The following is a 22,272-nucleotide window of genomic DNA, read 5'->3' on the forward strand; positions in this document are numbered from 1 at the left end:
GCGCCTTCGGCGCAGTGCCTGTCCCATATCCCGCACTTCACCCCCGCGCCTACGTCATATGACGTATAACGTTTTGCAGTGCAGCGTCGGATAGTCCCTCCAGCAACGGTTAAATTTCATTAACCGACCGGTTGCGAACAAGAAGAGGGGTTCACGACAATGGCATTGAAGATGAAACTCACCGGCGCGCTTGTGGGCGCCATGCTGTCGACGACAGCATTCAACGGCGCGCTTGCTCAGGAAGAGACGATCAAGATCGGCGTTCTGCATTCGCTCTCCGGCACCATGGCGATCTCTGAGACGACGCTGAAGGACGCCATGCTGATGCTCGTCGAAGAGCAGAACAAGAAGGGCGGCGTGCTGGGCAAGAAGCTCGAGGCCGTCGTCGTCGACCCGGCCTCCGACTGGCCGCTGTTTGCCGAAAAGGCCCGCCAGCTGATTTCCCAGGACAAGGTCGCTGCCGTGTTCGGCTGCTGGACATCGTCGTCGCGCAAGTCGGTCCTGCCGGTGTTCGAGGAGTTGAATTCGATCCTGTTCTACCCGGTCCAGTACGAGGGTGAGGAATCCTCGCGCAACATCTTCTACACCGGTGCCGCGCCAAACCAGCAGGCGATCCCGGCCGTCGACTACCTGGCTGCCGAAGAAGGCGTCGAACGCTGGGTTCTCGCCGGCACCGACTACGTCTATCCGCAGACGACCAACAAGATCCTCAAGGCCTACCTGATGTCCAAGGGCGTCGCCGAAGAGGACATCATGATCAACTATACGCCGTTCGGTCATTCCGATTGGCAGACCATCGTCTCCGACATCAAGAAGTTCGGTTCGGCCGGCAAGAAGACCGCCGTCGTCTCGACCATCAATGGCGATGCCAACGTTCCGTTCTACAAGGAGCTCGGCAACCAGGGCATCAAGGCCGAGGACATTCCGGTCGTCGCCTTCTCGGTCGGTGAAGAGGAGCTTGCCGGTCTCGACACCACGCCGCTGGTCGGCCACCTCGCTGCCTGGAACTACTTCCAGTCCGTCGACGCCGACGTCAATGCCGAGTTCATCGAGACCTGGCACGCCTTCACCAAGAACGACAAGCGTGTGACCAACGACCCGATGGAAGCCGCCTATATCGGCTTCAACGCCTGGGTGAAGGCGGTCGAGGCCGCCGGCACGACAGACACTGACGCGGTGCTCGACAGCATCATCGGCGTTGCCGTGCCGAACCTGTCGGGTGGTTATTCCACCGTCATGCCGAACCACCACATCACCAAGCCTGTGTTGATCGGGGAAATCCAGGCCGACGGCCAGTTCGAAATCGTCCAGCAGACGCCGGCCGTCGTCGGCGACGAATGGTCCGACTACCTGCCCGATTCCAAGGACCTGATCTCCGATTGGCGCAAGCCGATGGAATGCGGCAACTTCAACGTCGCCACGGGGAAATGCGGCGGCAAGGGTAGCTGATCGGCGAACCTGAATGGATTGCAGGGGCAAGATTTGCCCCTCACCCTAACCCTCTCCCCGTGAACGGGGAGAGGGGGCGTACCCCGCGCTTCGCTCGACGATCATGGAGGCGAAGAGGGTGCCACATCCTCCTTCTCCCCGCCCGCGGGGAGAAGGTGCCGGCAGGCGGATGAGAGGCCTCTTAGGCTCCGCCGCCCCGCCATCTCGGGGGACAAGAAAGTGCTAATTCGTTTCATCACACTGCTCATCCTTTTCCTCTCCCTCGCCGCACCGTCCTTCGCGCAGAGCGATCCGAAGGACCTGATCAACGCGCTGGGCACTGCGAGTTTCAAGCAGGCCGAAGTGTTGTTGACGCAGATTGCCGCGACCGGCGATGCTCGTGTCGTTCCGGCGCTCGAGGCCCTTGCCGAGGGCGATCTCCATGTCCGCAAGTCGGACGGCGCCGTGGTTGTCACCAGGGCCGCCGGTTCCAATCTGTCGGCCATCGATCCTCTGACCGGCGAGGTGGTCGGCGAGGATCCGAAGGGCGCTTTCACCAAGATCAAGGTCAACAACACGCTCCGCCGCGCGATCCGTTCCGCACTTGGCGGGCTGACGCTCCTCAGCCCGGATCGCGGTGTAAGGCTACAGGCGGCCCGGCAGGTCCTGCAATCCCCAAGCGCCGAAAACCTCGACCTCGTCGAGACCGCGCTTGCCAGGGAAACCGACAGCGAAGTCAAGGCCCGTATGGAAGAGGCGCGCGCCGTGTCGCTGCTGGCCTCCGACCGTTCCGTCGAGGAAAAGCGCGCCGCGATCAACATGGTCGCCTCGCTTGGCGGGCGTGGGGCGATCGGTATCCTGATGACCGTCTCCTCGTCGATCGACGAGAGCTTGAAACCGGATCTCGACAAGGCGATCGCCGGCATCGAGGGCGACCTGGCATTCTGGGATGCGGCCCAAAACATCTGGTACGGCATTTCGCTCGGTTCGGTCCTGCTGCTCGCGGCAATAGGCCTTGCCATCACCTTCGGCGTGATGGGCATCATCAACATGGCGCATGGCGAGATGGTGATGATCGGCGCCTATTCGACCTTCATGGTCCAGCAGGTAATCCGTACCGGCTATCCGCAGCTGTTCGACTGGTCGCTGGCGATCGCGCTGCCGGTCGCCTTCCTCGTCACCGCCGTGATCGGCCTCGTGATCGAGCGCGGCGTCATCCGCTTCCTCTACGGCCGGCCGCTCGAAACCCTGCTCGCCACCTGGGGCATTTCGCTGATCCTGCAGCAGTCGATCCGCACGATCTTCGGCCCGACCAACCAGGAGGTCGGCAGTCCGTCGTGGATGTCCGGCTCGTTTGCGCTCGGCGGGCTTACGATCACCTGGAACCGCATGTGGATCGTGCTGTTCTCGGTGACTGTCTTCTTTGCCCTTCTGACGCTGATGAAGCGCTCGGCCTTCGGCCTGCAGATGCGCGCCGTCACGCAAAACCGCCGCATGGCCTCGTCCATGGGCATCCGCACCCCCTGGGTCGACGCCTTCACATTCGCGCTCGGCTCCGGCATCGCCGGGATCGCCGGGGTGGCGCTCAGCCAGATCGACAATGTCTCTCCCAATCTCGGCCAGGCCTACATTATCGACAGCTTCATGGTCGTCGTCTTCGGGGGGGTCGGCAATCTCTGGGGCACCTTGGTCGGCGCGCTGTCGCTCGGCATTCTCAACAAGTTCCTCGAACCTTCGGTCGGCGCGGTGCTGGGCAAGATCCTCGTGCTGGTGCTGATCATTCTCTTCATCCAGAAACGGCCGCGCGGGCTTTTTGCGCTCAAGGGAAGGGCGGTGGAAGCATGATCACGGGCTTCATCTTCAGGGCACTCGAAGGCAAGATCGTCGTCGCTGTCGCCATTCTTCTCGGTGTGGCGATCCTCGTGCCGGCCCTCAACCTGCTCACCCCGCCGGACAGCGTCTTCCACATCCCGACCTATGCCGTGTCGCTGATGGGCAAGTATCTCTGCTACGCGCTGCTGGCGCTGGCCCTCGACCTGGTCTGGGGCTATTGCGGCATCCTTTCGCTCGGCCACGGCGCTTTCTTCGCGCTCGGCGGCTATGCCATGGGCATGTACCTGATGCGGCAGATCGGCAGCCGCGGCGTCTACGGCAATCCGATCCTGCCGGACTTCATGGTCTTCCTCAACTGGAAGGAACTGCCGTGGTTCTGGCATGGCATGGACATGTTCTGGTTGGCCATGATCATGGTGCTGGTCGTACCGGGCCTGCTCGCCTTCGTGTTCGGCTGGTTCGCCTTCCGCTCCCGGGTCAACGGCGTCTATCTGTCGATCATCACCCAGGCGATGACCTATGCACTGCTGCTCGCCTTCTTCCGCAACGACATGGGCTTTGGTGGCAATAACGGCCTCACCGACTTCAAGGAAATCATCGGCTTCAACGTCCAGGCGGATGGAACCCGCGCGGTGCTGTTCGCCCTGTCGGCGATCATGCTGTCGCTCTGCCTGGTGATCTCGTCGGCGATCGTGCGCTCCAAGTGCGGCAAGGTTCTGGTTGGCGTGCGCGATGCCGAAAGCCGCGTGCGCTTCCTCGGTTACCGGGTGGAGAACATCAAGCTCTTCACCTTCGTCGTCTCGGCGATGATGGCGGGCATTGCCGGCGCGTTGTTCGTGCCGCAGGTCGGCATCATCAATCCGGGCGAATTCGCCCCGGCAAATTCGATCGAAGTGGTGGTGTGGACCGCCGTCGGCGGGCGCGGCACGCTGATCGGGCCGATTATCGGCGCGCTGATGGTCAATGCCGGCAAGAGCTATTTCACCGGCGCCTTCCCCGAGCTCTGGCTGTTCGCGCTGGGCGCGCTGTTCATCGGCGTCACCCTGTTCCTGCCCAAGGGCGTGGTCGGTACAATTCAGCAGCGCTTGGCAGTGCGCCGGGAGCGCAAGGCGGCGGACGCTGCCGCCAATAGTGACAAGGCATCGGACGCGGCGTTGCCGCTCGGACAGGCGGCGGAGTGAAGGCCATGAACGACAAGAAACCGACGAGCATTCTTTATCTCGACGGCGTCTCCGTCTCCTTCGACGGCTTCAAGGCGCTGAACTCGCTGTCCTTCGTCGTCGAACCCGGCGAGCTTCGCGCTATCATCGGCCCGAACGGCGCCGGCAAGACGACGATGATGGACATCATCACCGGCAAGACCCGGCCCGACAGCGGCGAGGTCTTCTTCAACGGCGAGGTGGACCTGACGAAGAAGGACGAGGCCGAGATCGCCCAGCTCGGCATCGGCCGCAAGTTCCAGAAGCCGACTGTGTTCGAGAGCCATACCGTGTGGGACAATCTCGAGCTGGCGCTTAACCGCGACCGCGGCGTGTTCGGCACGCTGTTCTACCGCCTGACGGCGGAGGACAGGCTGCGCATCGAGGAAATCCTCGAAACGGTGCGGCTAACGGCACGCGCCCAGGACCTCGCCGCCAATCTCAGCCACGGCCAGAAACAATGGCTGGAGATCGGCATGCTGCTTGCGCAGGAGCCCAAGCTTCTGCTGGTCGATGAGCCGGTGGCCGGCATGACGGATGCGGAGACGTCAGAGACGGCGATCCTGTTGAAGGAGATCGCCAAGACCCGTTCTGTCGTTGTCGTCGAACACGACATGGGCTTCATCCGCGATCTCGGCGTCAAGGTGACCTGCCTTGCCGAAGGTTCGGTGCTGGCCGAAGGCTCGATCGATTTCGTCTCGGCCGATCCGAAGGTGATCGAGAACTATCTGGGGCGATAAAATTGATCACGGTCAATGTTGCCACCCGCCCCGCTGGTAGTCTGGTCTTGCTCTCTGCGGGGCGGTCGGGCGTCGTGGATGTGGTTGCGGAGATCGGGACGATGTTGACGCGCAGGACGCTTTTCGCCTTGGCTGCGGGTGGCACAGTGGCCGCGCTTGCGGCCGGCTGGCTGCACCGCCGCTATTCACGGGCTCTCGACGCTGCTCGGGCGCGCATCGCCGGCTATCGCGCCACGACGATCAACAGCCGCTTCGGCCCGCTTCAATATGCCGAGGCCGGCACCGGTGTGCCGGTGCTGATGATCCATGGCAGCGGCGGGGGATTCGATCAGGGTTTGCTGTTTGCCGCGCCTCTGGTCGAACTTGGCATGCGGGTGATTTCCCCGTCGCGGTTCGGCTATCTCGGCTCGGCTTTTCCGGCCGATGCCTCGTCGGAAAACCAGGCGGACGCGTTTGTCGATCTGCTCGATGCGCTCGACGTCGACAGGATCGCGGTCATCGGCGGGTCGGCCGGGGCGCTCTCGGCCATCGCTTTCGCCATCCGCCACCCGGATCGCTGTTCGGCGCTGATCCCGGTCGTACCGGCCACCTATGTCCCGGACCGACCGTCGGCGCGCCCGTGGTCGCCGGGCCAGCAACACGTGGTCGAAGTGGCCCTCGGGTCGGATTTTCTTTTCTGGGCAGCGATTTCGGCGATGCCCGAGATGGTGATCGGTTCGGTCCTGGCGACGGATCCGGCGCTGTTGGCCGCCGCCAGCGCAGATGAGCGTAGCCGCGTGCAGGCGGTTCTCGATTCCATCCTGCCGGTCAGCGAGCGGACGCAAGGGCTTCTCAACGACATGCGGCTGGCTGGCGATCCCCAGCCGATGCCGCTCAAGCGGATCACCGCCCCGACGCTTGCCATTTCGGTCGAAGACGACCGCTACCTGACCGCCGACGCGGCGCGCCACATCGCCGCCAGCGTGGCGGGCGCAAGACTGCTTCTCTACCCGACCGGCGGCCATGTCTGGATCGGACACAATGCGGAAATGTTCTCCGCAATCAGGGACTTCCTAAAGGAGACAGCATCATGAGCGCTCTCGTCGTCAACAACATCAACCTCCACTACGGCGCAGCCCAGGCCTTGCGGGGCGTCTCCATCAAGGCGGAGATGGGCAAGATCACCTGCGTGCTGGGGCGAAACGGCGTCGGCAAGTCGTCGCTGCTGCGTGCCGTCACCGGCCAGCACGGCGTCTCGGCCGGAACGATCGCCTTTGATGGGGTGACGCTGAACGGCATGGCGCCGTTCAACCGGGCGCGCAGCGGCATCGGCTACGTGCCGCAGGGCCGAGAGATCTTTCCGCTGCTGACCGTCAGGGAGAACCTCGAGACCGGCTATGCGCCGCTACCGCGCAAGGAGCGGTTTATCCCCGACGAGATCTTCAGCCTCTTTCCCGTTCTGAACACCATGCTGTCGCGGCGTGGCGGCGACCTGTCGGGCGGGCAGCAGCAGCAACTCGCCATCGGACGGGCCATGGTGACGCGGCCAAAAATCCTCGTGCTCGACGAGCCGACCGAGGGCATCCAGCCGTCGATCATCAAGGACATCGGCCGGGCGATCCAATATCTGCGGGATTCCACCGGTATGGCGATCCTGCTGGTCGAGCAGTATCTCGATTTCTGCCGCGAGCTTGCCGACCACGTCTACATCATGGATCGCGGTGAAATCGTGCATCAGGGCGCCGCCGATACCCTGGATACCGCCGAGGCACGCCGCCACCTGACCGTATGATATTGCAGGGCAGGGTTGATGAATTATTAGTGAAATATGGTTGATGCTTTGGATCAGAGTGATATGGACTCGCGTCTGCTAACAGAAGGCATAGCCATGACAACCAGCACGGCCTTGCGCCGTCCGCGGGGCGGCAAATCCGTTGGCCTGCTCGCGACGGTTTCTTTCTTCCTCGCCGGCATGGCCGGAAGCGCGGTGGCTTCGGGCTGCGGCGCGGCGCTGCCGGCCGGCCGGCACGATCTCGACATCCGGTCCGGCGGGGTCGATCGTTCGGCCGTCTATTTCATCCCCTCGAGCTATGACGGCAAGCGCAAGCTGCCACTGGTCTTTGACTTCCATGGCTCAAACAGCCATCCCCGCGGCCAGCTCAACCGCAGCCATTGGGATGAAGTTGCCGAACGGGAAGGCTTTGTCGTCGTCGCCCTGCAGGGCAGTCTGGATGGCGGTTTCCCAGGCACGCATGCCTGGAACGTGCCCGGTGTGACGCCACTGCCCGGGGTAAGTCGCGACAACGGTCTGGATGAGGAAGGATTCATCCGTGACGCGGTCGGGAAGGCCAAGGAGATGTTCTGCATCGACCCGGGCCGCATCTATGCGTCGGGTTATTCCGGCGGCGGTCGCATGCTGTCCCAGTATGTCTGCGACGGGCATGGCGATTTCACTGCAGCCGGCTTCGTCATGGGGTTGCGCGCCGGTTCTCCGGAACAGGAAGACGGTGTCTGGCGTCCGCGAAAGGCAAGCTGCCAGCCGGCCAAGCCGATTTCCATCATCGCGTTTTCCGGTTTGAAGGATCACGTCAACCCGTTCGCCGGCGGAGGCAGACCCTATTGGCAATATGGCGGCGAAGTCGCGGTGAAACGCTGGGCCGAACTGAACGGCTGCGACAGTCGCCCAATCACCGACGAGGGGGAGACGGTCACAGTGACGACCTATCCCGGCTGCCGCGCCGGAGCGAGCGTCATGTCATACGTGATCGCCGATGCCTCCCATGACTGGCCGGGTGCGAATGTCCGATTTCGGGTCTCGGCAGGGGGCGATACAATACGGGAGCTTGATGCGACGGGCAGAATGTGGGAATTCTTTCGCAGTGCGGGAGGAGAGCTGATGGCCGCATCGAGCGCCAAGGCGACCTGCACCGACACGACAACAACCGCCACAAACAACAAGGGCGGGCAGGGAACAGCGTGCAGACAGCCAGTGCAACCAGACCTCAGCGCGCCCGGGGCGTCGGAAGGCTTGTGACCAAGCCGCTCGGGGGGCGCACGCGTCTCGCCGAGCTCTATCAGGAGGGGGCGGCCAAGATCCGGCTGCCCGAAACCTTCACAGCCGAGATGGAGGCGGTGATCATCAACACCGCCGGGGGGCTGACCGGCGGCGACCGCATGGACTGGTCGTTTTTCGCCGGTCCCGATACGTTCCTGACCGCCACCACCCAGGCCTGCGAGAAGGTCTACAAGGCGTCCGCGGGTGCGGCCGAGGTCGTCACCCGCATCGAGGCCGCAGCTGGCGCAAAAGTTCACTGGCTGCCGCAGGAATCCATTCTGTTCGACAATGCCGCCCTGTCGCGCCGGCTCGAGGTCGATCTCGACGAGAGCGCCGAATTCGTCGCCGTCGAAGCGATCCTACTCGGGCGCAAGGCGATGGGCGAGACCATGGCGCACGGCACGCTGCGCGACCGCTGGCGAATTCGGCGCGGCGGCCGGTTGATCCATGCCGAGGACCTGCGCATGGAGGGCGACGTGGGCGGACTGACGGCGTCGGGGGCCGTGCTCGCCGGCAAGGTCGCCTTCGCCACCGTCCTCTACACCGGGCCGCTGTGCGAGGCATTGCTGCCTAAGGTCCGCGCCGCGCTCGGCGATAACCCGGGCGGCGCCAGCCAGTGGAACGGAAAGCTGGTAGCCCGGCTTGCGGCCGAAGATGGGTACACTTTGAGAAAAAGCCTGATCCCGGTGATTTCCGTCTTGCGCGGCGGAGCGTCAGTGCCGAAAGTCTGGAATCTATGACAGTGATCAAGAACGTGGAGCGGTCATGAACCTGAGCCCGAGGGAAAAAGACAAACTGCTGATCGCCATGGCGGCCATGGTGGCGCGGCGCCGGCTGGAGCGGGGCGTCAAGCTCAACTACCCGGAAGCCATTGCCCTGATCAGCGATTTCGTCGTCGAGGGCGCACGCGACGGTCGTCCGGTCGCCGAACTGATGGAAGCCGGCGCTCATGTGATCACCCGCGACCAGGTCATGGAGGGCATCGCCGAGATGATCCACGACGTGCAGGTCGAGGCAACCTTTCCCGACGGCACCAAGCTGGTGACCGTCCACGAACCGATCCGCTGAGCTGAGGAGAGCCGCCGATGATCCCCGGTGAAATCATTGCCGCAGAAGGCGAGATCGAACTCAATGCCGGCCTGCCGACCGTGACGATCGAAGTGTCCAATACCGGCGACCGGCCCGTGCAGGTCGGCAGCCACTATCATTTCTTCGAGACCAATGCCGGCCTTTCCTTCGATCGCGACACGGCGCGCGGCATGCGGCTCGACATTCCGGCCGGCACCGCCGTGCGCTTCGAGCCCGGCCAGACACGGCAGGTGACGCTCATCCCGCTTTCCGGCAAGCGTGAGGTTTACGGTTTCCGGCAGAAGGTCATGGGTGCGCTATGATGCGGCTGGTGAAGACGATGAAGAGACTGCTGGCAGTCGGCTGCCTTGCGACGCTGATGGCCCTACCGGCCTTGGCCGAGGACGAGCCGATCATCAAATGTGAAGATGCGGTCACCCAGTCGGACATGACCCTCTGCGCCGTGCAGGAGCATGCGGCGGAAGACAAAAAGCTGAACGAACAATGGGCGAAGACCAAGACGGCGGTGGCCGATTGGGATGCCGCGCTGGACGCCGACCAGAGGGGGGCGGTCGATGCCTTGCTGAAGGCGCAGCGTGCCTGGATCCAGTATCGCGACGGCCAATGCGACGTCGAGGGCTTTTCGGTGCGCGGCGGCAGCCTCGAGCCGGCAATCATCGAGCTCTGCCTGGCCGAACTGACGCGCAAGCGGACGGCGGAGCTGGAAGACCTCGTCAACGGCTTCGGCAACTGACGATCGGAGTAAGATGGGAAAGCGCATCATGATCGTCGGGAACGGAGATGTACCGGAAGGGGCGGCGGCCAGCATCGATGCCGCCGACCGGGTCATCCGTTTCAACGAGTGCCGCAACTTCGGGGCTGCCGGCAGCCGCACCGACGTCGTGGCCGTATGCAATACCGGCAGGCCGGCGCGGGCCATGCTGTCCGGCGCCTGGCGCGACAGCCCTGCAGTCCGCCGGTGCTCGGAGATCTGGTCGGTGCGCGATCCGCAAAAATTCGGGGAGATGCGCCACGCCCTGCTTGTCAGCCATCCTGAGCTCTACGACTTCTGCGACGACTACACGGCGGGTTTCGCAGCCGTTGCCGAAGCGGGCGCCAAGCGGCACCGCGTGGTATCGCGCGATGTGCACGAGGCGGTCGAACGGGCGTTGCTGGCGTTTGATCCTGCGCCCTATGTCGTGCCGAGCAGCGGCATGGTGGTCGTCGCGCAGGTTCTTGCCGATGTGCTGGCCGATCCGGATCATGACCGGGACCAGATCTTTGTCGCCGGTTTCAGCCATCAGGGCTGGGACGGCCATCCCTTTGCCGCCGAGCGCCAGCTGATCGAGGCCCATGTGGCTTCCGGCAAGCTGGTGCGGCTCAATCCAGACACTGCGTCCTCCCTCACCCAAGGAGTCTGATCGTCATGCCCCACAAGATGTCCCGCAAGGCCTATGCCTCGATGTTCGGACCGACAACCGGCGACAAGGTGCGGCTCGCCGATACCGAACTGTTCATCGAGGTCGAGAAGGATTTCACCACCTATGGCGACGAGGTGAAGTTCGGTGGCGGCAAGGTCATCCGCGACGGAATGGGCCAGAGTCAGGTGACGCGGGCCAATGGCGCGGTCGATACCGTCATCACCAATGCGCTGATCGTCGACCACTGGGGTATCGTCAAGGCCGATATCGGCCTGAAGGACGGCCGCATCGTCGCGATCGGCAAGGCGGGAAACCCGGACACGCAGCCGGGCGTCGACATCATCGTCGGACCCGGCACGGAAGCGATCGCCGGCGAAGGCAAGATCGTCACCGCCGGCGGCATGGACAGCCATATTCACTTCATCTGCCCGCAGCAGATCGAGGAAGCGCTGATGAGCGGGCTCACCACCATGCTCGGCGGCGGCACCGGCCCGGCGCATGGCACGCTTGCCACCACCTGCACACCCGGTCCCTGGCATCTCGCCCGGATGATCGAGGCGGCCGATGCCTTTCCGATGAACCTTGCCTTTGCCGGCAAGGGCAATGCCTCGCTACCCGGCGCATTGGAAGAAATGATCCTCGGCGGCGCTTCCTCGCTCAAGCTGCACGAGGACTGGGGCACCACGCCGGCCGCCATCGACTGCTGCCTCACCGTTGCCGACCAGTACGACGTGCAGGTGATGATCCATACCGACACGCTGAACGAATCGGGCTTCGTCGAGGATTCGATCGGCGCGATCCGCGGCCGCACCATCCACGCCTTCCATACAGAAGGAGCGGGCGGTGGTCATGCGCCTGACATCATCAAGATCTGCGGCCAGATGAACGTCATCCCGTCGTCGACCAATCCGACGCGGCCCTACACGGTCAACACGATCGCCGAGCATCTGGACATGTTGATGGTCTGCCATCACCTGTCCGCGTCGATCCCCGAAGATATCGCCTTTGCCGAAAGCCGCATCCGCAAGGAGACGATCGCGGCGGAGGACATCCTGCACGACATCGGCGCGTTTTCGATCATCGCGTCGGACAGCCAGGCCATGGGCCGTGTCGGCGAAGTGGCGATCCGCACCTGGCAGACGGCCGACAAGATGAAGCGCCAGCGCGGGCGGCTGGCTGAGGAAACCGGCGACAACGACAATTTCCGTGTGCGCCGCTACATCGCCAAATATACGATCAATCCGGCAATCGCCCAAGGATTGAGCCATGAGATCGGCTCGGTCGAGGTCGGCAAGCGCGCCGATCTGGTGCTCTGGGATCCCGCCTTCTTCGGCGTGAAGCCGAGCTTGGTGCTCATGGGCGGCGTGATCGCGGCCGCCCCGATGGGCGATCCGAATGCCTCGATCCCAACGCCGCAGCCGGTGCACTACCGGCCAATGTTCGGAGCCTACGGCAAGGCGCGCACCAATTCGTCCGTGACCTTCGTTTCCCAGGCCTCGCTCGATGCCGGTCTCGCCGGCAAGCTCGGGGTCGCCAAGCAACTGGTGGCGGTCAAGAATACGCGCGGCGGCATTTCCAAGAAGTCGATGATCCTCAACGACCTGACGCCGCATATCGAGGTCGATCCGGAGACCTACGAAGTCCGCGCCGACGGCGAATTGCTCACCTGCGAACCGGCAAAGGTCCTGCCGATGGCGCAGCGCTACTTCCTTTTCTGATTGGCGCTAAGAAGCGCAGGGCGGCTTTCACTTGCCTGACGCCGCGAAAGTCACACGGTAGACATGCGCCTATTGCATATCTGCCATGCCGCGGGCTCGCGGAATGGATTTATGCTGCACCGCAAACGATTCTCCTTTAACTCTCATCTCCAGAGCTCAATGCCGCCTTCGCGGCACCGGCGCTCGTTTGATATTCTAAGGAGATTGCCATGTTGATCGGTAAGAAAGTTCCCGATGTCACATTTCGTACCCGTGTTCGCGATAAATCGGTGGGCGGCGCCAATCCGTTTCGCTGGCAGGACATGACGTCGGATGACTACTTCAAGGGCAAGCGGGTCATTCTCTTCTCCCTGCCGGGCGCCTTTACGCCGACCTGTTCGACCTATCAGCTGCCGGACTTCGAAAGGATGTATCCGGAATTCAAGGCTGAAGGCATTGATGAGATCTATTGCATTGCGGTCAACGACGCCTTCGTCATGAACGCCTGGGGCAAGTCGCAGAACCTAGACAACGTCAAGCTGATCCCCGATGGCTCGGGCGAGTTCACCCGCAAGATGGGCATGCTGGTCCATAAGGACAATCTCGGCTTCGGCATGCGCTCCTGGCGCTATGCCGCCATCATCAATGATGGCCAGGTCGAGCAGTGGTTCGAGGAAGAGGGTTATTCGGACAATTGCGACAGCGATCCCTATGGCGTGTCCTCGCCGCAAAACATCATGGAAAAGCTGAAAGCCAAGATCGCCGCCTGAATTTTACAAACAGGCTTTGCACTGAACAGGCCCGGGCGCCCCGGGCCTGACATGTTAATGCGGCGGTGTTGTCATGCAGTCTATGCACGCGCCGGTATTAACAAATGGATATTTGTTCTTATCTCCCGGCGCTTGAATAAAAGTAGCATACAGATCATCGTGACGCTGAGTATATCAACTCAAAGCTTGTCGGTTTTTCTTTTTCCGTTAGTCTCTCAGTAATTTTGCTTCGGGTGAATTATTATGATGCCCTCAATCCATGGTTATTGATTTTCAGCAGTGGGGTAATCTGAAATATTTTGGCTTTATTCGGCTTTTTAATTTTATCATTAAGAATAAGCCAATCGAACGAGCCTAATCGATGAGTGCTGCATGAACAGGGGGCGGCGCGGTGGATGTTCTTAAGAGATGGATGTCGCTTCAGGTCGATCTCGGCAGTTTCGACAGCCGTGCGGCGGTCTATAATTTTGCCCTGAAAATGACGTTTCGAGCGGTTCTGCTTGCCTTCCTGTTCAATCTTGCCTTTCTGCCGCTCGGCTACGCGCTGGGGCTTGTACCCCTGTCGCTGGCTGATGCGGTCAAGTTGTCCGTTGCCTGCTCCTGGCTGTTCGGCGGTGCGGTGTCAGGGGCGCTTGCGCTCATCACCGGCCATGTGATTCGAGATCTGTCCGTGTCGCGCGCGGAATTCGAACGCCTCAGCCGGACGGACATGCTGTCGGGTTTGCTGAACCGGCGTGCCTTCAATGCAGCGCTGGCCGAAACCGCTCCGGGGGCGTCGCTTGCGATCCTTGATCTCGACCGGTTCAAGGCGGTCAATGATGGCCATGGCCATTGCGCCGGCGACGAGGTGATCAAGGCGGTGGCCAGTATCCTGCGGGAGGTGTTCGAAGATCATCACCTGGTTGCACGGCTTGGCGGCGAGGAATTCGGCGTGATCATCCGGGGCGGCGGCCTTGCCCACCGGATCGGTCTGGTCGACCGGGTGCGCCAATTGGTGGAAGCCCGGGCGATCTCCTGCGAAGGCGTGGCCATCCATGCGACGGTTTCGGCCGGTATCGCCGAATTCGCTCCCGATCTTCGCCCTGAAACCGTCTATTCCGCCGCTGATCGCGCGCTCTATCTGGCAAAGGCCAAGGGACGCAACCGCGTTGTCCACGAGACAGAAGAGATTGGCTGGGCCAGGCGCGAAAGCGATGCCGCCGAGGCAAGGCATATCGGCATGATACAGAGCTCTACAGAGGCGCTCCCGGCGGCCGGCTGAAACTTCAGCCTTGCTGTTTGCCTTCTATTTTTGCATGGTTGAAAAATAACCATTTTGGGAAAGCCATGCGTCGCGTCATAACCTATCTTCCTGCCGGAACGTCCGAAGAGACGATAGTCGGCTCCGTCATGCTGGCCCATGACGAGCGGCATTTGAGGCGCAAGCTGTTGCATCTCGACGATGGCGACATGGTCATGCTCGACATGAAGCAGCCTGTCCTGCTCGCCCATGGTGACCTGCTGCTGATGGACGATGGTAATGCCATCGAGGTCCGGGCGTCTGCAGAGAAGCTCTTCGAGATCCGCCCGAGAGATCGTCTGCATCTCGTAGAACTCGCCTGGCATATCGGCAACCGGCATCTGCCGGCGCAGATCGAGGAGGACCGTATCCTTATTCTCCGCGACCACGTGATTCGCGAGATGCTTATCGTGCTGGGGGCTGATGTCGCGGAGGTGACCGAACACTTCCAGCCGATGCGCGGGGCCTATCATGGCCATGACGGCGGGCATTCGAGCCACAATCACGATCATGCCTGAACGCCCGCCCGCCGCCGGCAATCCGCATAGCCTGATCAGGCTGATGACCTGGTTGTCGCCTGCCTTTCCAGTCGGCGGCTTTGCCTACTCCGGCGGGCTGGAGGCGGCGGTGGTCGAAGGCCATGTCTGCGAAGCCGGCGATCTGGCCGTGTGGCTGGACACCCTCCTCGTCGCGGGTCCCTTGCGCAATGATGCAATCCTGCTGGCCGAGGCCCATCGCGCATTCAATGACTCGGGCCGACTGTCGCAGGTCGCGGACCTCGCGGGAGCGCTGGCGGGATCGGCCGAGCGCTACCAGGAGGTCGTGCGGCAGGGGGACGCGTTTCTCGCTGCTGCCTCCGCCTGGCCGCAGCCGCAAATGGCACCGCTGCATGCTGACACGGCCTATGGCGTCGCGGTCGGTGCCGTCTCTGCTGCCAACGGCGTGGCACTCGCCGATGCGCTGGTCGCGTTTTTGCAGGCGCAGTGCGCTCAGCTCGTCTCGGCGGCCATTCGGCTCGGCATCATCGGCCAGACACAGGGTGTCGGTATCCTCGCGGGGCTGGAGCCGGCCGTTTTGCGGCAGGCGGAGGAGACCTGTGGGCTCGGGCTCAACGATCTCGGCTCGGCGACGGTGATCGCCGATGTGCTGTCGATGCGGCACGAAAGCCAGTACTCGCGGCTCTTCCAGTCATGAGGGACATTACAAGCAATGAAGACAGGAAAAGCGGTATGAAATCGGCAAACGGACCCTTGCGGGTTGGCATCGGCGGACCGGTCGGCTCGGGCAAGACGGCGCTCACGGAGAAGCTGTGCAAGGCGATGCGCGATGACTATTCGATCGCGGTCGTCACCAATGACATCTATACGCGCGAGGACGCCGATGCGCTGATCCGCATGCAGGCGCTGTCGTCTGATCGCGTTGTCGGGGTCGAGACCGGCGGCTGTCCGCACACAGCGATCCGTGAGGATGCCTCGATCAATCTGAGGGCCATTGCCGATCTCAACGCCCGCATACCGGACCTCGACGTCGTGTTCATCGAATCTGGCGGCGATAATCTGGCCGCGACCTTCTCGCCTGACCTTGCCGATGTCACCATCTACGTCATCTCGGTGTGCCAGGGCGAGGAAATCCCGCGTAAAGGCGGACCGGGGATCACGCGCTCCGATTTGCTGGTGATCAACAAGAAGGATCTCGCGCCCTATGTCGGCGTCGACCTTGACGTGATGGAGGGCGATGCCGGACGGATGCGTGCCGCGAAGCCCTTCGTGTTCGCCGACATGAAGCGCGGGGAGGGGATCGAGGAGATCGTCCGTTTCCTCAAGGAGACAGGCGGGCTTTGAGGGCTCGCCCGTCCCTGTCGTTCTTTGCGAGGATGTGGATCAGATCTGCTTCAGCGCGCTGATGTCGGCGATCTGGACGATCCGGCCGCGGACCGTCACGCCGGCGCGACGGAGCGAAGAGAAGGCCCGCGACAGCGCTTCCGGTGCAAGACCGAGCTTGCCGGCGAGCAGGCTCTTCTGAAAAGGCAGGCGGATTGAGGCTGAACTGCCCTCCTGCGGGCAATTGTCGAGCAAGTAGTGGGCGACACGCTGCGGGGCTGTCTGCAGCCGGTCGTTGGCAATGCAGTCCATGGTGTTGCGCAGGTGGCTCGACAGGCACTGAATGATGGCCTTGGCCACGTCCTTCTCCTGTTCGGCCAGGGCGCGTACCTTCTGGAGTTCGAAGCGCGCGACCGTGATGGTCTCGGCGGCCTGCGAATTGTAGAGATACTGCTCGCCCATCGCCAGCAGGCATTCAGCGAATGTGTCGCCGGGGCCGCAGATGCGGATATCCGCTTCGCGACCGTCCTTGTTCAGCCGGAACAGCCTGACATAGCCGTTCAGCACGCAGTAAAAATATTCCGCCCCCTCGCCTTCGCGAAAAAGAATGTCCCGCGCCTCGTAATTCATGACCGTTGCGATCTCGAGCATGCGCGTCTGCGCGCTCGCACCGAGCGATGACATGAAGGGCGTCCTGAGCAGAGTGTTCTTGTCGCGTGTGTTCAATTTCAAAATCTTGTTCACGATCTTCGGCTCCAGATTGCGTTCCTGGCGGAGCGCGTTGGCCAGTATCAGCGAAAAACGGTGAAGCAGGCTGGGGCGGACGCCTCGATCTCGCGCGGCCCGACAGATCCCCCATGCCGCGCGCGGCACTCCATCCGTCACGCAACTCGGGCGGTCCCATGGCCGGAAAGGGTGGAACTTGCTACTTAAGTCCCGTCTCGCTCCCTGGCCAAGAAACCAACCTCACTTCACTTGTTCCTCAGCAGATCAACGATAGGCAAGGGCAGGAGCGGGTGAATTGATTTCGATCAATCACTTTGCCGGAAACGTCGATTTTGCGGGAAATCTGCATCGAACCTGCAAGAAAGCCGGGCGAATGCCCGGCTCTGCTTGCCCGTCCCGTGGTCTATTCCGCCGCGAGTGGCGGCAGGGAGATGAGCTTGGCGCTCTCGCCACCCTTGCGCGGCGTCTCCGGCAGACGTTTCTCCACCGAAGCGAGGCGCTCTTCGATGGTCGAGAGCGTTGCGCTGTTTTTCACGGTAATTTCCGTCAGCGTCTCAGGAGAGAGTGCCTGCACTTCCTCCTCCTTCTTGCCGACCAACCTGCCGAACACCCAGCCGAGCAGGCGCGACAGGTCGTCCATGATCAGGAAGAAGGCCGGCACGACCAGCAGGCTCATGACCGTGGAGACGATGATGCCGCCGATCACCGCAGTCGCCATTGGCGAGCGGAACGATCCGCCTTCGCCAACGCCGAGCGCCGACGGCAGCATGCCGGCCGACATGGCGATGGAGGTCATGATGATCGGCCTGGCGCGCTTGCGGCCCGCCTCGACCATGGCCTCGATGCGGGCCATGCCCTGATGGCGCATCTCGATGGCGAAGTCGACGAGCAGGATCGCGTTCTTCGTCACGATGCCCATCAGCATCAGGATACCGATCAGCACGGGCATGGAGAGAGCATTGTTCGTGATAATCAGTGCCACCGCCACACCACCGATGGCGAGCGGCAGGGACAACAGGATGGTGAAGGGCTGAATGACGTCCTTGAACAGCAGGATCAGAACCGTCAGAACGAGCAGCAGACCGAGCAACATGGCATTGACGAAGCTCTCTTGCATTTCGCGCTGGACCTTTGTGTCCCCGCTTTCTACGAGTCTGACAGAGGCGGGGATTTCCGCCTCGTCGACAGCGGCCCTGAAGGCGGCTGTTGCCGTATCGAGCGCCACGCCCTGGGGCAAATCGGAACCTATCGTCACGACACGGCTGCGATTGTTGCGTTTGATCGAGGAAACGCCTTCCGAATAATCGATGTCGGCGACACTGGAGAGCGGCACGGTTGCGCCGCTGGCCGTCTGGACCTTGAGTGCGCGGATCGCAGCGAGGTCGGTCCTGAAGTCGAGCATCGCCTGGACACGGATCGGGATCAGGCGGCCGTCGAGGGCGATCTTGGTCAGGGCGGCATCGACGTCGCCGATTGTAGCAACGCGTACCGTCTCTGCAATCTGCTGCGGCGTGATGCCGAGGCGTGCCGCCTCGTCCTTGCGCGGACGGATCTGCAGTTCGGGGCGGGGCAGGGCGCCATCGGCGCTGACATTGGCCAGTTCCGGCACGGTGCGCAGCTTCGCTTCCAGGATCGCCGCCGCCTCGTTCAGTTCTTCCTCGTTCTTCGACAGGAAGTTGAAGGAGATGTCGCGATCGCCGCGATCGTTGAGCTTCATCACGCGGATGTCGGCAATCGGACGTAGTTTGGCAAATACCTCTTCTTCGATTTCCCACTGTGGACGCGTGCGGCCGGTCTCCTCAATCTTCGGCAGGAACTGGCCGATCAATGGCAAGCCGCCGAAACCCTTGTTGACGATGGTGGTCACGAGAGAATGGTCGATTCTGACCAGATTGAGCGTGACGCTCGCCCGCCGCAGTTCCATGTCGCCTTTCGGCGAGGCACCGCCCAAGACGAAGACGCTTTCCACGCCGTCAAGGTCCTTGACCGCATCGTAGATCGCGTCAGTCCTTCTTTCCGTCTCGGCGAGCGTGGCGTTCGGCGGCAGCTCGATCGACAGCGTAATACGGCCCGCGTCCTCTGGCGGCAGGAAGCTGCCGGGCACCTGGGCCAGCAGCATGACCGAGGCGACGAGGAAGGCGAAGGCGCCGATCAGGGTCGCATAGCGGGCGTACCAATGCGTGGTCGTGGAGCGCACCAGCCGCGTATAGCCCTTCATGAAGGCCGAATCATTGTCGTGGTGGTCGTCCATCCCGTCCTCGGCCCGCATGAGATAGGCGGCCATCAAGGGAGTTATGAGACGCGCAACCATCAGCGAGAAGAACACGGAGAAGGCGACGGTGAGGCCGAACTGGATGAAATATTGACCGGGGATGCCCGGCATGAATGATACCGGCACGAAGACGGCGATGATGGTGAAGGTGGTGGCAATGACGGCAAGGCCGATTTCGTCGGCGGCCTCGATCGCTGCCCGGTAGGGCGTCTTTCCCAGCTTGATGTGGCGGGCGATATTCTCGATTTCGACGATCGCGTCATCGACCAGAATGCCCGTCGCCAGCGTCAGCGCCAGGAAGCTGACGAGATTGAGCGAGAATCCCAGCATATCCATGACCCAGAAGGTCGGGATCGCCGACAAGGGCAGGGCGACTGCGGAAATCAGCGTGGCACGCCAGTTGCGCAGGAACAGGAAGACCACGATAACGGCAAGGATTGCCCCTTCGATCAGGGTGTGCATCGCCGCTTCATAGTTGCCGTAGGTGAAATAGACGGAATCGTTGATCAGTTCGATCTGGACATCCGGATTTTCGGCACGAACCTGATCGAGGCTGGTGGCAACCGTTTCTGCGACGCTCACCTCGCTCGCACCCTTGGCGCGATAGACGGCGAACGTCACCACGGGCTTGCCGTTGAACTCGGAGAAGGATTTCTGTTCCTCGTAAGTGTCCTTCACTGTGCCGAGGTCGGACAATGTGACGAAGCGGCCGCCGCTCAGGGCAATCGTGGTGTTGGCGAGTGATGTCACGTCGCGGGCATCGCCGAGGGTGCGGATCGCCTGCTCGGCGCCAGCCACCTGGCCACGGCCCGAGCCAAGGTCGATATTGGTACCGCGCAGCTGCCGGTTGACGTCAGCGGCGGTGATGCTGAATGCGTCAAGTCTGTCGGGATTGAGTTCGACCCGGATTTCGCGTTCCGCGCCGCCGAACCGGTCGATCCTGCCGATGCCGGGCTGCCCCTGAAGGGCGCGCTTGACGGTGTCGTCCACGAACCAGGACAGTTCCTCGATCGCCATATTGGGCGACGTGACCGCGAAGGTCTGGATTGCCGCGCCTTCGACATCGATCTTGGAGACGATCGGCTCGTCGACCGAGGCGGGCAGATCACCGCGGATCCGGTCGATCGCGTCCTTGACGTCTTGCACGGCTTGCTCGGTCGGCACTTCCATGCGGAACATCACCGTTGTCTGCGAACGGCCATCCGTGACGGTGGACCCCAATTCATCGACGCCGGTGATCGAGGCGACCGCGTCCTCAATCTCCTTGGTGACCTGGGTTTCTAGCTCGGCCGGCGACGCGCCACTCTGGGTCACCGTGATCGCGACGATCGGCACGTCGATGTTTGGAAAGCGGGTGATCGGAAGCGCGAAAAAGGATTGCAGCCCGACCACCATCAGCAGGATGAAGGCCAGGATCGGCGCAACCGGATTGCGGATGGACCAGGCGGAAAAGTTCATGCTGTCCTCTCGCTCAGTTCGAAACGGCCGTCTCGTCGCGCACCGGGTTTATCCGGTCACCGTCGCGCACAAAAGCGCCGGCCTTGGCAACGACGACGTCACCTTGCTGCAGTCCCGACTTCACCTCGATGAACGCGCCGTCCTGGATGCCGGTCTCGATTTTGATCTGCTTGATCACGTTGTCCGTGACCAGGCGCGTCGTCGTGCCTTGCTTGTCGGTCGTGATCGCCGACAGAGGCAGTGCGACGCCCTGGGCTTCCGCGATTATGATCTCCGCACTCGCGTACATGCCGGCGCGGGCGCCCTCGTCATCGTCGATGGCGATGTGCACCGCACCGAGACGTGTCTGCGGGTCAATCACCGGCGAAATTAGTCGGATGGAACCACCCAGCGTGGCAGCGCCGCCGGCAAGGTTGATCTTCGCCTTCTGCCCGACCCGTATCTTCAGGATGTCAGTTTCCGATACGTCTGCCACCAGTTCGATCTCGCCGTCGCGGATAATCGTGAACATTGTCTGCCCGCCGCCGCTGGCGATTGCGCCGACCTTGGCGTTGCGGGCCGCAATCAGGCCCGCGACGGGTGACTTCACATCGGTACGGGCCAGCTTAAGGTCAATGTCGGCAAGCTGGCTCTCGACCACCTTGATATCGGCTTCGGCGATGGCGATGGCCTGCACCGTGCTGTCAACCTTGGCTGTGGCGCTGGTCGCCGCTGTTTCGGCCTGTTCGACCGACGCCCTGGACAGCGTCCCGGACTTTGCAAGGGTTTCTGCGCGCTTGAACTGGCGCTGGGCCTCTGCGGCCCCGGACTTCGCGTCCTCGAGTTGAACCTTGTATTGGGCGAGCGAGGCTTCCGCCTTGGCCCTCGTTGCCACGAGCTGGCTCTTTTGCAGAAGCAGTGCGTCGTCGTTCAGCTGCGCCACCACCGTTTCCGCGGCGATCCGATCGCCGACATCGGCATTGAGGGAGCGGATCGACAAGCCCTCGACTTGTGGCTGGACATAGACCTCCTCGGTTGCCCGAATCGTTCCCGTCGCGACAATACGGTCGACGAGGCTGCGCGTGGTCGCCTCGGTCACGACGATGGACGGCAAGGATTGCGTCGACTGATCCGCCGGCGCGTCTTCGGCGGCGGCAGCAAGCGGGGATATCGCAATGGACAGAGCGATCAATCCGGCAGTGACGATCGTAAAGCGAACCATGTATCTCTTCCGAGGTTTCTGGATAGACTATCGAAAACAACAAAATGCAAGGCAGCGCGGCAAAAAGCATCCGCAACCTGCTCAGGTTGGCCGGTATAGCGCCTTTGCAACCGAACGACAATTCTGTGGTTCGTATCGGCTGGGACTTTAGTTGGTATCGGCGCGGTTTGTTACAAGTCCCAAGTGCGGATCTGAAGCGTTCTATTTTTAAGCTGCCGCGCCGCACAAATCAATGCGGCACGGCGCGCAACAATGCGCGATCCTCTCGGCAGCTTTCTAAATCGATACCCTGCGGCGTGTGATGTCAGGAAAACAAGAGGCGCCCG

The 22,272-nt window shown here is 62.3% G+C and carries 21 protein-coding genes; 18 read left to right on the top strand and 3 right to left on the bottom strand.

What is annotated here, in order from left to right; genetic code table 11:
* The first annotated feature begins 159 nt into the window (after nucleotides 1-159).
* From urtA to ureG, 18 genes are all read left to right on the top strand, one after another.
* Nucleotides 160-1,449, top strand: a complete 1,290-nt coding sequence (urtA, locus tag ACWPVA_RS02855; RefSeq protein WP_454286231.1) for an urea ABC transporter substrate-binding protein — start codon at nucleotides 160-162, stop codon at nucleotides 1,447-1,449.
* Nucleotides 1,450-1,668: 219 nt separating this feature from the next.
* Nucleotides 1,669-3,273, top strand: a complete 1,605-nt coding sequence (urtB, locus tag ACWPVA_RS02860) for an urea ABC transporter permease subunit UrtB (protein WP_454286232.1) — start codon at nucleotides 1,669-1,671, stop codon at nucleotides 3,271-3,273.
* Nucleotides 3,270-4,442, top strand: coding sequence for an urea ABC transporter permease subunit UrtC (gene urtC / locus ACWPVA_RS02865; RefSeq protein ID WP_454286233.1), 1,173 nt, complete (start codon nucleotides 3,270-3,272; stop codon nucleotides 4,440-4,442). The genes urtB and urtC overlap by 4 nt, the downstream gene beginning before the upstream one ends.
* Nucleotides 4,443-4,447: 5 nt before the next feature.
* Complete coding sequence (gene urtD / locus ACWPVA_RS02870; protein WP_454286234.1) at nucleotides 4,448-5,200, top strand: urea ABC transporter ATP-binding protein UrtD; 753 nt, start codon at nucleotides 4,448-4,450, stop codon at nucleotides 5,198-5,200.
* Between the two features lie 2 nt (nucleotides 5,201-5,202).
* Nucleotides 5,203-6,273 (top strand): alpha/beta fold hydrolase, encoded by a 1,071-nt coding sequence (locus ACWPVA_RS02875; RefSeq protein ID WP_454286235.1) that lies wholly within the window; start codon nucleotides 5,203-5,205, stop codon nucleotides 6,271-6,273.
* Nucleotides 6,270-6,971 (top strand): urea ABC transporter ATP-binding subunit UrtE, encoded by a 702-nt coding sequence (urtE, locus tag ACWPVA_RS02880; RefSeq protein WP_454286236.1) that lies wholly within the window; start codon nucleotides 6,270-6,272, stop codon nucleotides 6,969-6,971. Before ACWPVA_RS02875 ends, urtE begins: the two co-directional genes overlap by 4 nt.
* Before the next feature lie 96 nt (nucleotides 6,972-7,067).
* On the top strand, nucleotides 7,068-8,213 hold the full coding sequence (locus tag ACWPVA_RS02885; RefSeq protein WP_454286237.1) for an alpha/beta hydrolase family esterase: 1,146 nt from the start codon (nucleotides 7,068-7,070) through the stop codon (nucleotides 8,211-8,213).
* Nucleotides 8,156-8,974, top strand: a complete 819-nt coding sequence (locus ACWPVA_RS02890) for an urease accessory protein UreD (RefSeq protein ID WP_454286238.1) — start codon at nucleotides 8,156-8,158, stop codon at nucleotides 8,972-8,974. The genes ACWPVA_RS02885 and ACWPVA_RS02890 overlap by 58 nt, the downstream gene beginning before the upstream one ends.
* Before the next feature lie 25 nt (nucleotides 8,975-8,999).
* Nucleotides 9,000-9,302 carry an urease subunit gamma gene (locus ACWPVA_RS02895; protein WP_115669576.1) on the top strand — a complete coding sequence of 101 codons (303 nt, stop codon included), beginning with the start codon at nucleotides 9,000-9,002 and terminating at the stop codon, nucleotides 9,300-9,302.
* 17 nt (nucleotides 9,303-9,319) lie between these two features.
* Nucleotides 9,320-9,625: an urease subunit beta gene (locus ACWPVA_RS02900; protein WP_454286239.1), complete on the top strand. Its 306-nt coding sequence runs from the start codon at nucleotides 9,320-9,322 to the stop codon at nucleotides 9,623-9,625.
* 17 nt (nucleotides 9,626-9,642) lie between these two features.
* Nucleotides 9,643-10,056, top strand: coding sequence for a lysozyme inhibitor LprI family protein (locus ACWPVA_RS02905; RefSeq protein WP_454286240.1), 414 nt, complete (start codon nucleotides 9,643-9,645; stop codon nucleotides 10,054-10,056).
* A 13-nt stretch (nucleotides 10,057-10,069) separates the two neighbouring features.
* Nucleotides 10,070-10,723, top strand: coding sequence for a Urease operon accessory protein (locus tag ACWPVA_RS02910; protein ID WP_454286241.1), 654 nt, complete (start codon nucleotides 10,070-10,072; stop codon nucleotides 10,721-10,723).
* Between the two features lie 5 nt (nucleotides 10,724-10,728).
* On the top strand, nucleotides 10,729-12,441 hold the full coding sequence (gene ureC / locus ACWPVA_RS02915) for an urease subunit alpha (protein ID WP_454286242.1): 1,713 nt from the start codon (nucleotides 10,729-10,731) through the stop codon (nucleotides 12,439-12,441).
* Between the two features lie 212 nt (nucleotides 12,442-12,653).
* A complete protein-coding gene (locus ACWPVA_RS02920; RefSeq protein ID WP_454289512.1) occupies nucleotides 12,654-13,190 on the top strand; it encodes a redoxin family protein in 537 nt (178 codons plus the stop codon).
* Between the two features lie 391 nt (nucleotides 13,191-13,581).
* On the top strand, nucleotides 13,582-14,451 hold the full coding sequence (locus ACWPVA_RS02925) for a GGDEF domain-containing protein (protein ID WP_454286243.1): 870 nt from the start codon (nucleotides 13,582-13,584) through the stop codon (nucleotides 14,449-14,451).
* Between the two features lie 65 nt (nucleotides 14,452-14,516).
* Entirely contained in the window at nucleotides 14,517-14,987 is a 471-nt protein-coding gene (gene ureE / locus ACWPVA_RS02930; RefSeq protein ID WP_454286244.1) for an urease accessory protein UreE, read from the top strand.
* Nucleotides 14,980-15,663, top strand: coding sequence for an urease accessory protein UreF (locus ACWPVA_RS02935; RefSeq protein ID WP_454289513.1), 684 nt, complete (start codon nucleotides 14,980-14,982; stop codon nucleotides 15,661-15,663). The genes ureE and ACWPVA_RS02935 overlap by 8 nt, the downstream gene beginning before the upstream one ends.
* Nucleotides 15,664-15,698: 35 nt before the next feature.
* On the top strand, nucleotides 15,699-16,310 hold the full coding sequence (gene ureG, locus ACWPVA_RS02940; RefSeq protein WP_454286245.1) for an urease accessory protein UreG: 612 nt from the start codon (nucleotides 15,699-15,701) through the stop codon (nucleotides 16,308-16,310).
* Between the two features lie 39 nt (nucleotides 16,311-16,349).
* Here ureG and ACWPVA_RS02945 read toward each other — a convergent pair whose 3' ends face one another.
* The 3 genes from ACWPVA_RS02945 to ACWPVA_RS02955 form a co-directional block, all read right to left on the bottom strand.
* Nucleotides 16,350-16,973: a Crp/Fnr family transcriptional regulator gene (locus tag ACWPVA_RS02945; protein WP_454289514.1), complete on the bottom strand. Its 624-nt coding sequence runs from the start codon at nucleotides 16,971-16,973 to the stop codon at nucleotides 16,350-16,352.
* Between the two features lie 445 nt (nucleotides 16,974-17,418).
* Nucleotides 17,419-20,745: an efflux RND transporter permease subunit gene (locus ACWPVA_RS02950; protein WP_454286246.1), complete on the bottom strand. Its 3,327-nt coding sequence runs from the start codon at nucleotides 20,743-20,745 to the stop codon at nucleotides 17,419-17,421.
* A gap of 13 nt (nucleotides 20,746-20,758) precedes the next feature.
* Nucleotides 20,759-21,946 carry an efflux RND transporter periplasmic adaptor subunit gene (locus ACWPVA_RS02955; protein ID WP_454286247.1) on the bottom strand — a complete coding sequence of 396 codons (1,188 nt, stop codon included), beginning with the start codon at nucleotides 21,944-21,946 and terminating at the stop codon, nucleotides 20,759-20,761.
* Nucleotides 21,947-22,272: the final 326 nt, after the last annotated feature.

Source organism: Rhizobium arsenicireducens (assembly GCF_964021225.1).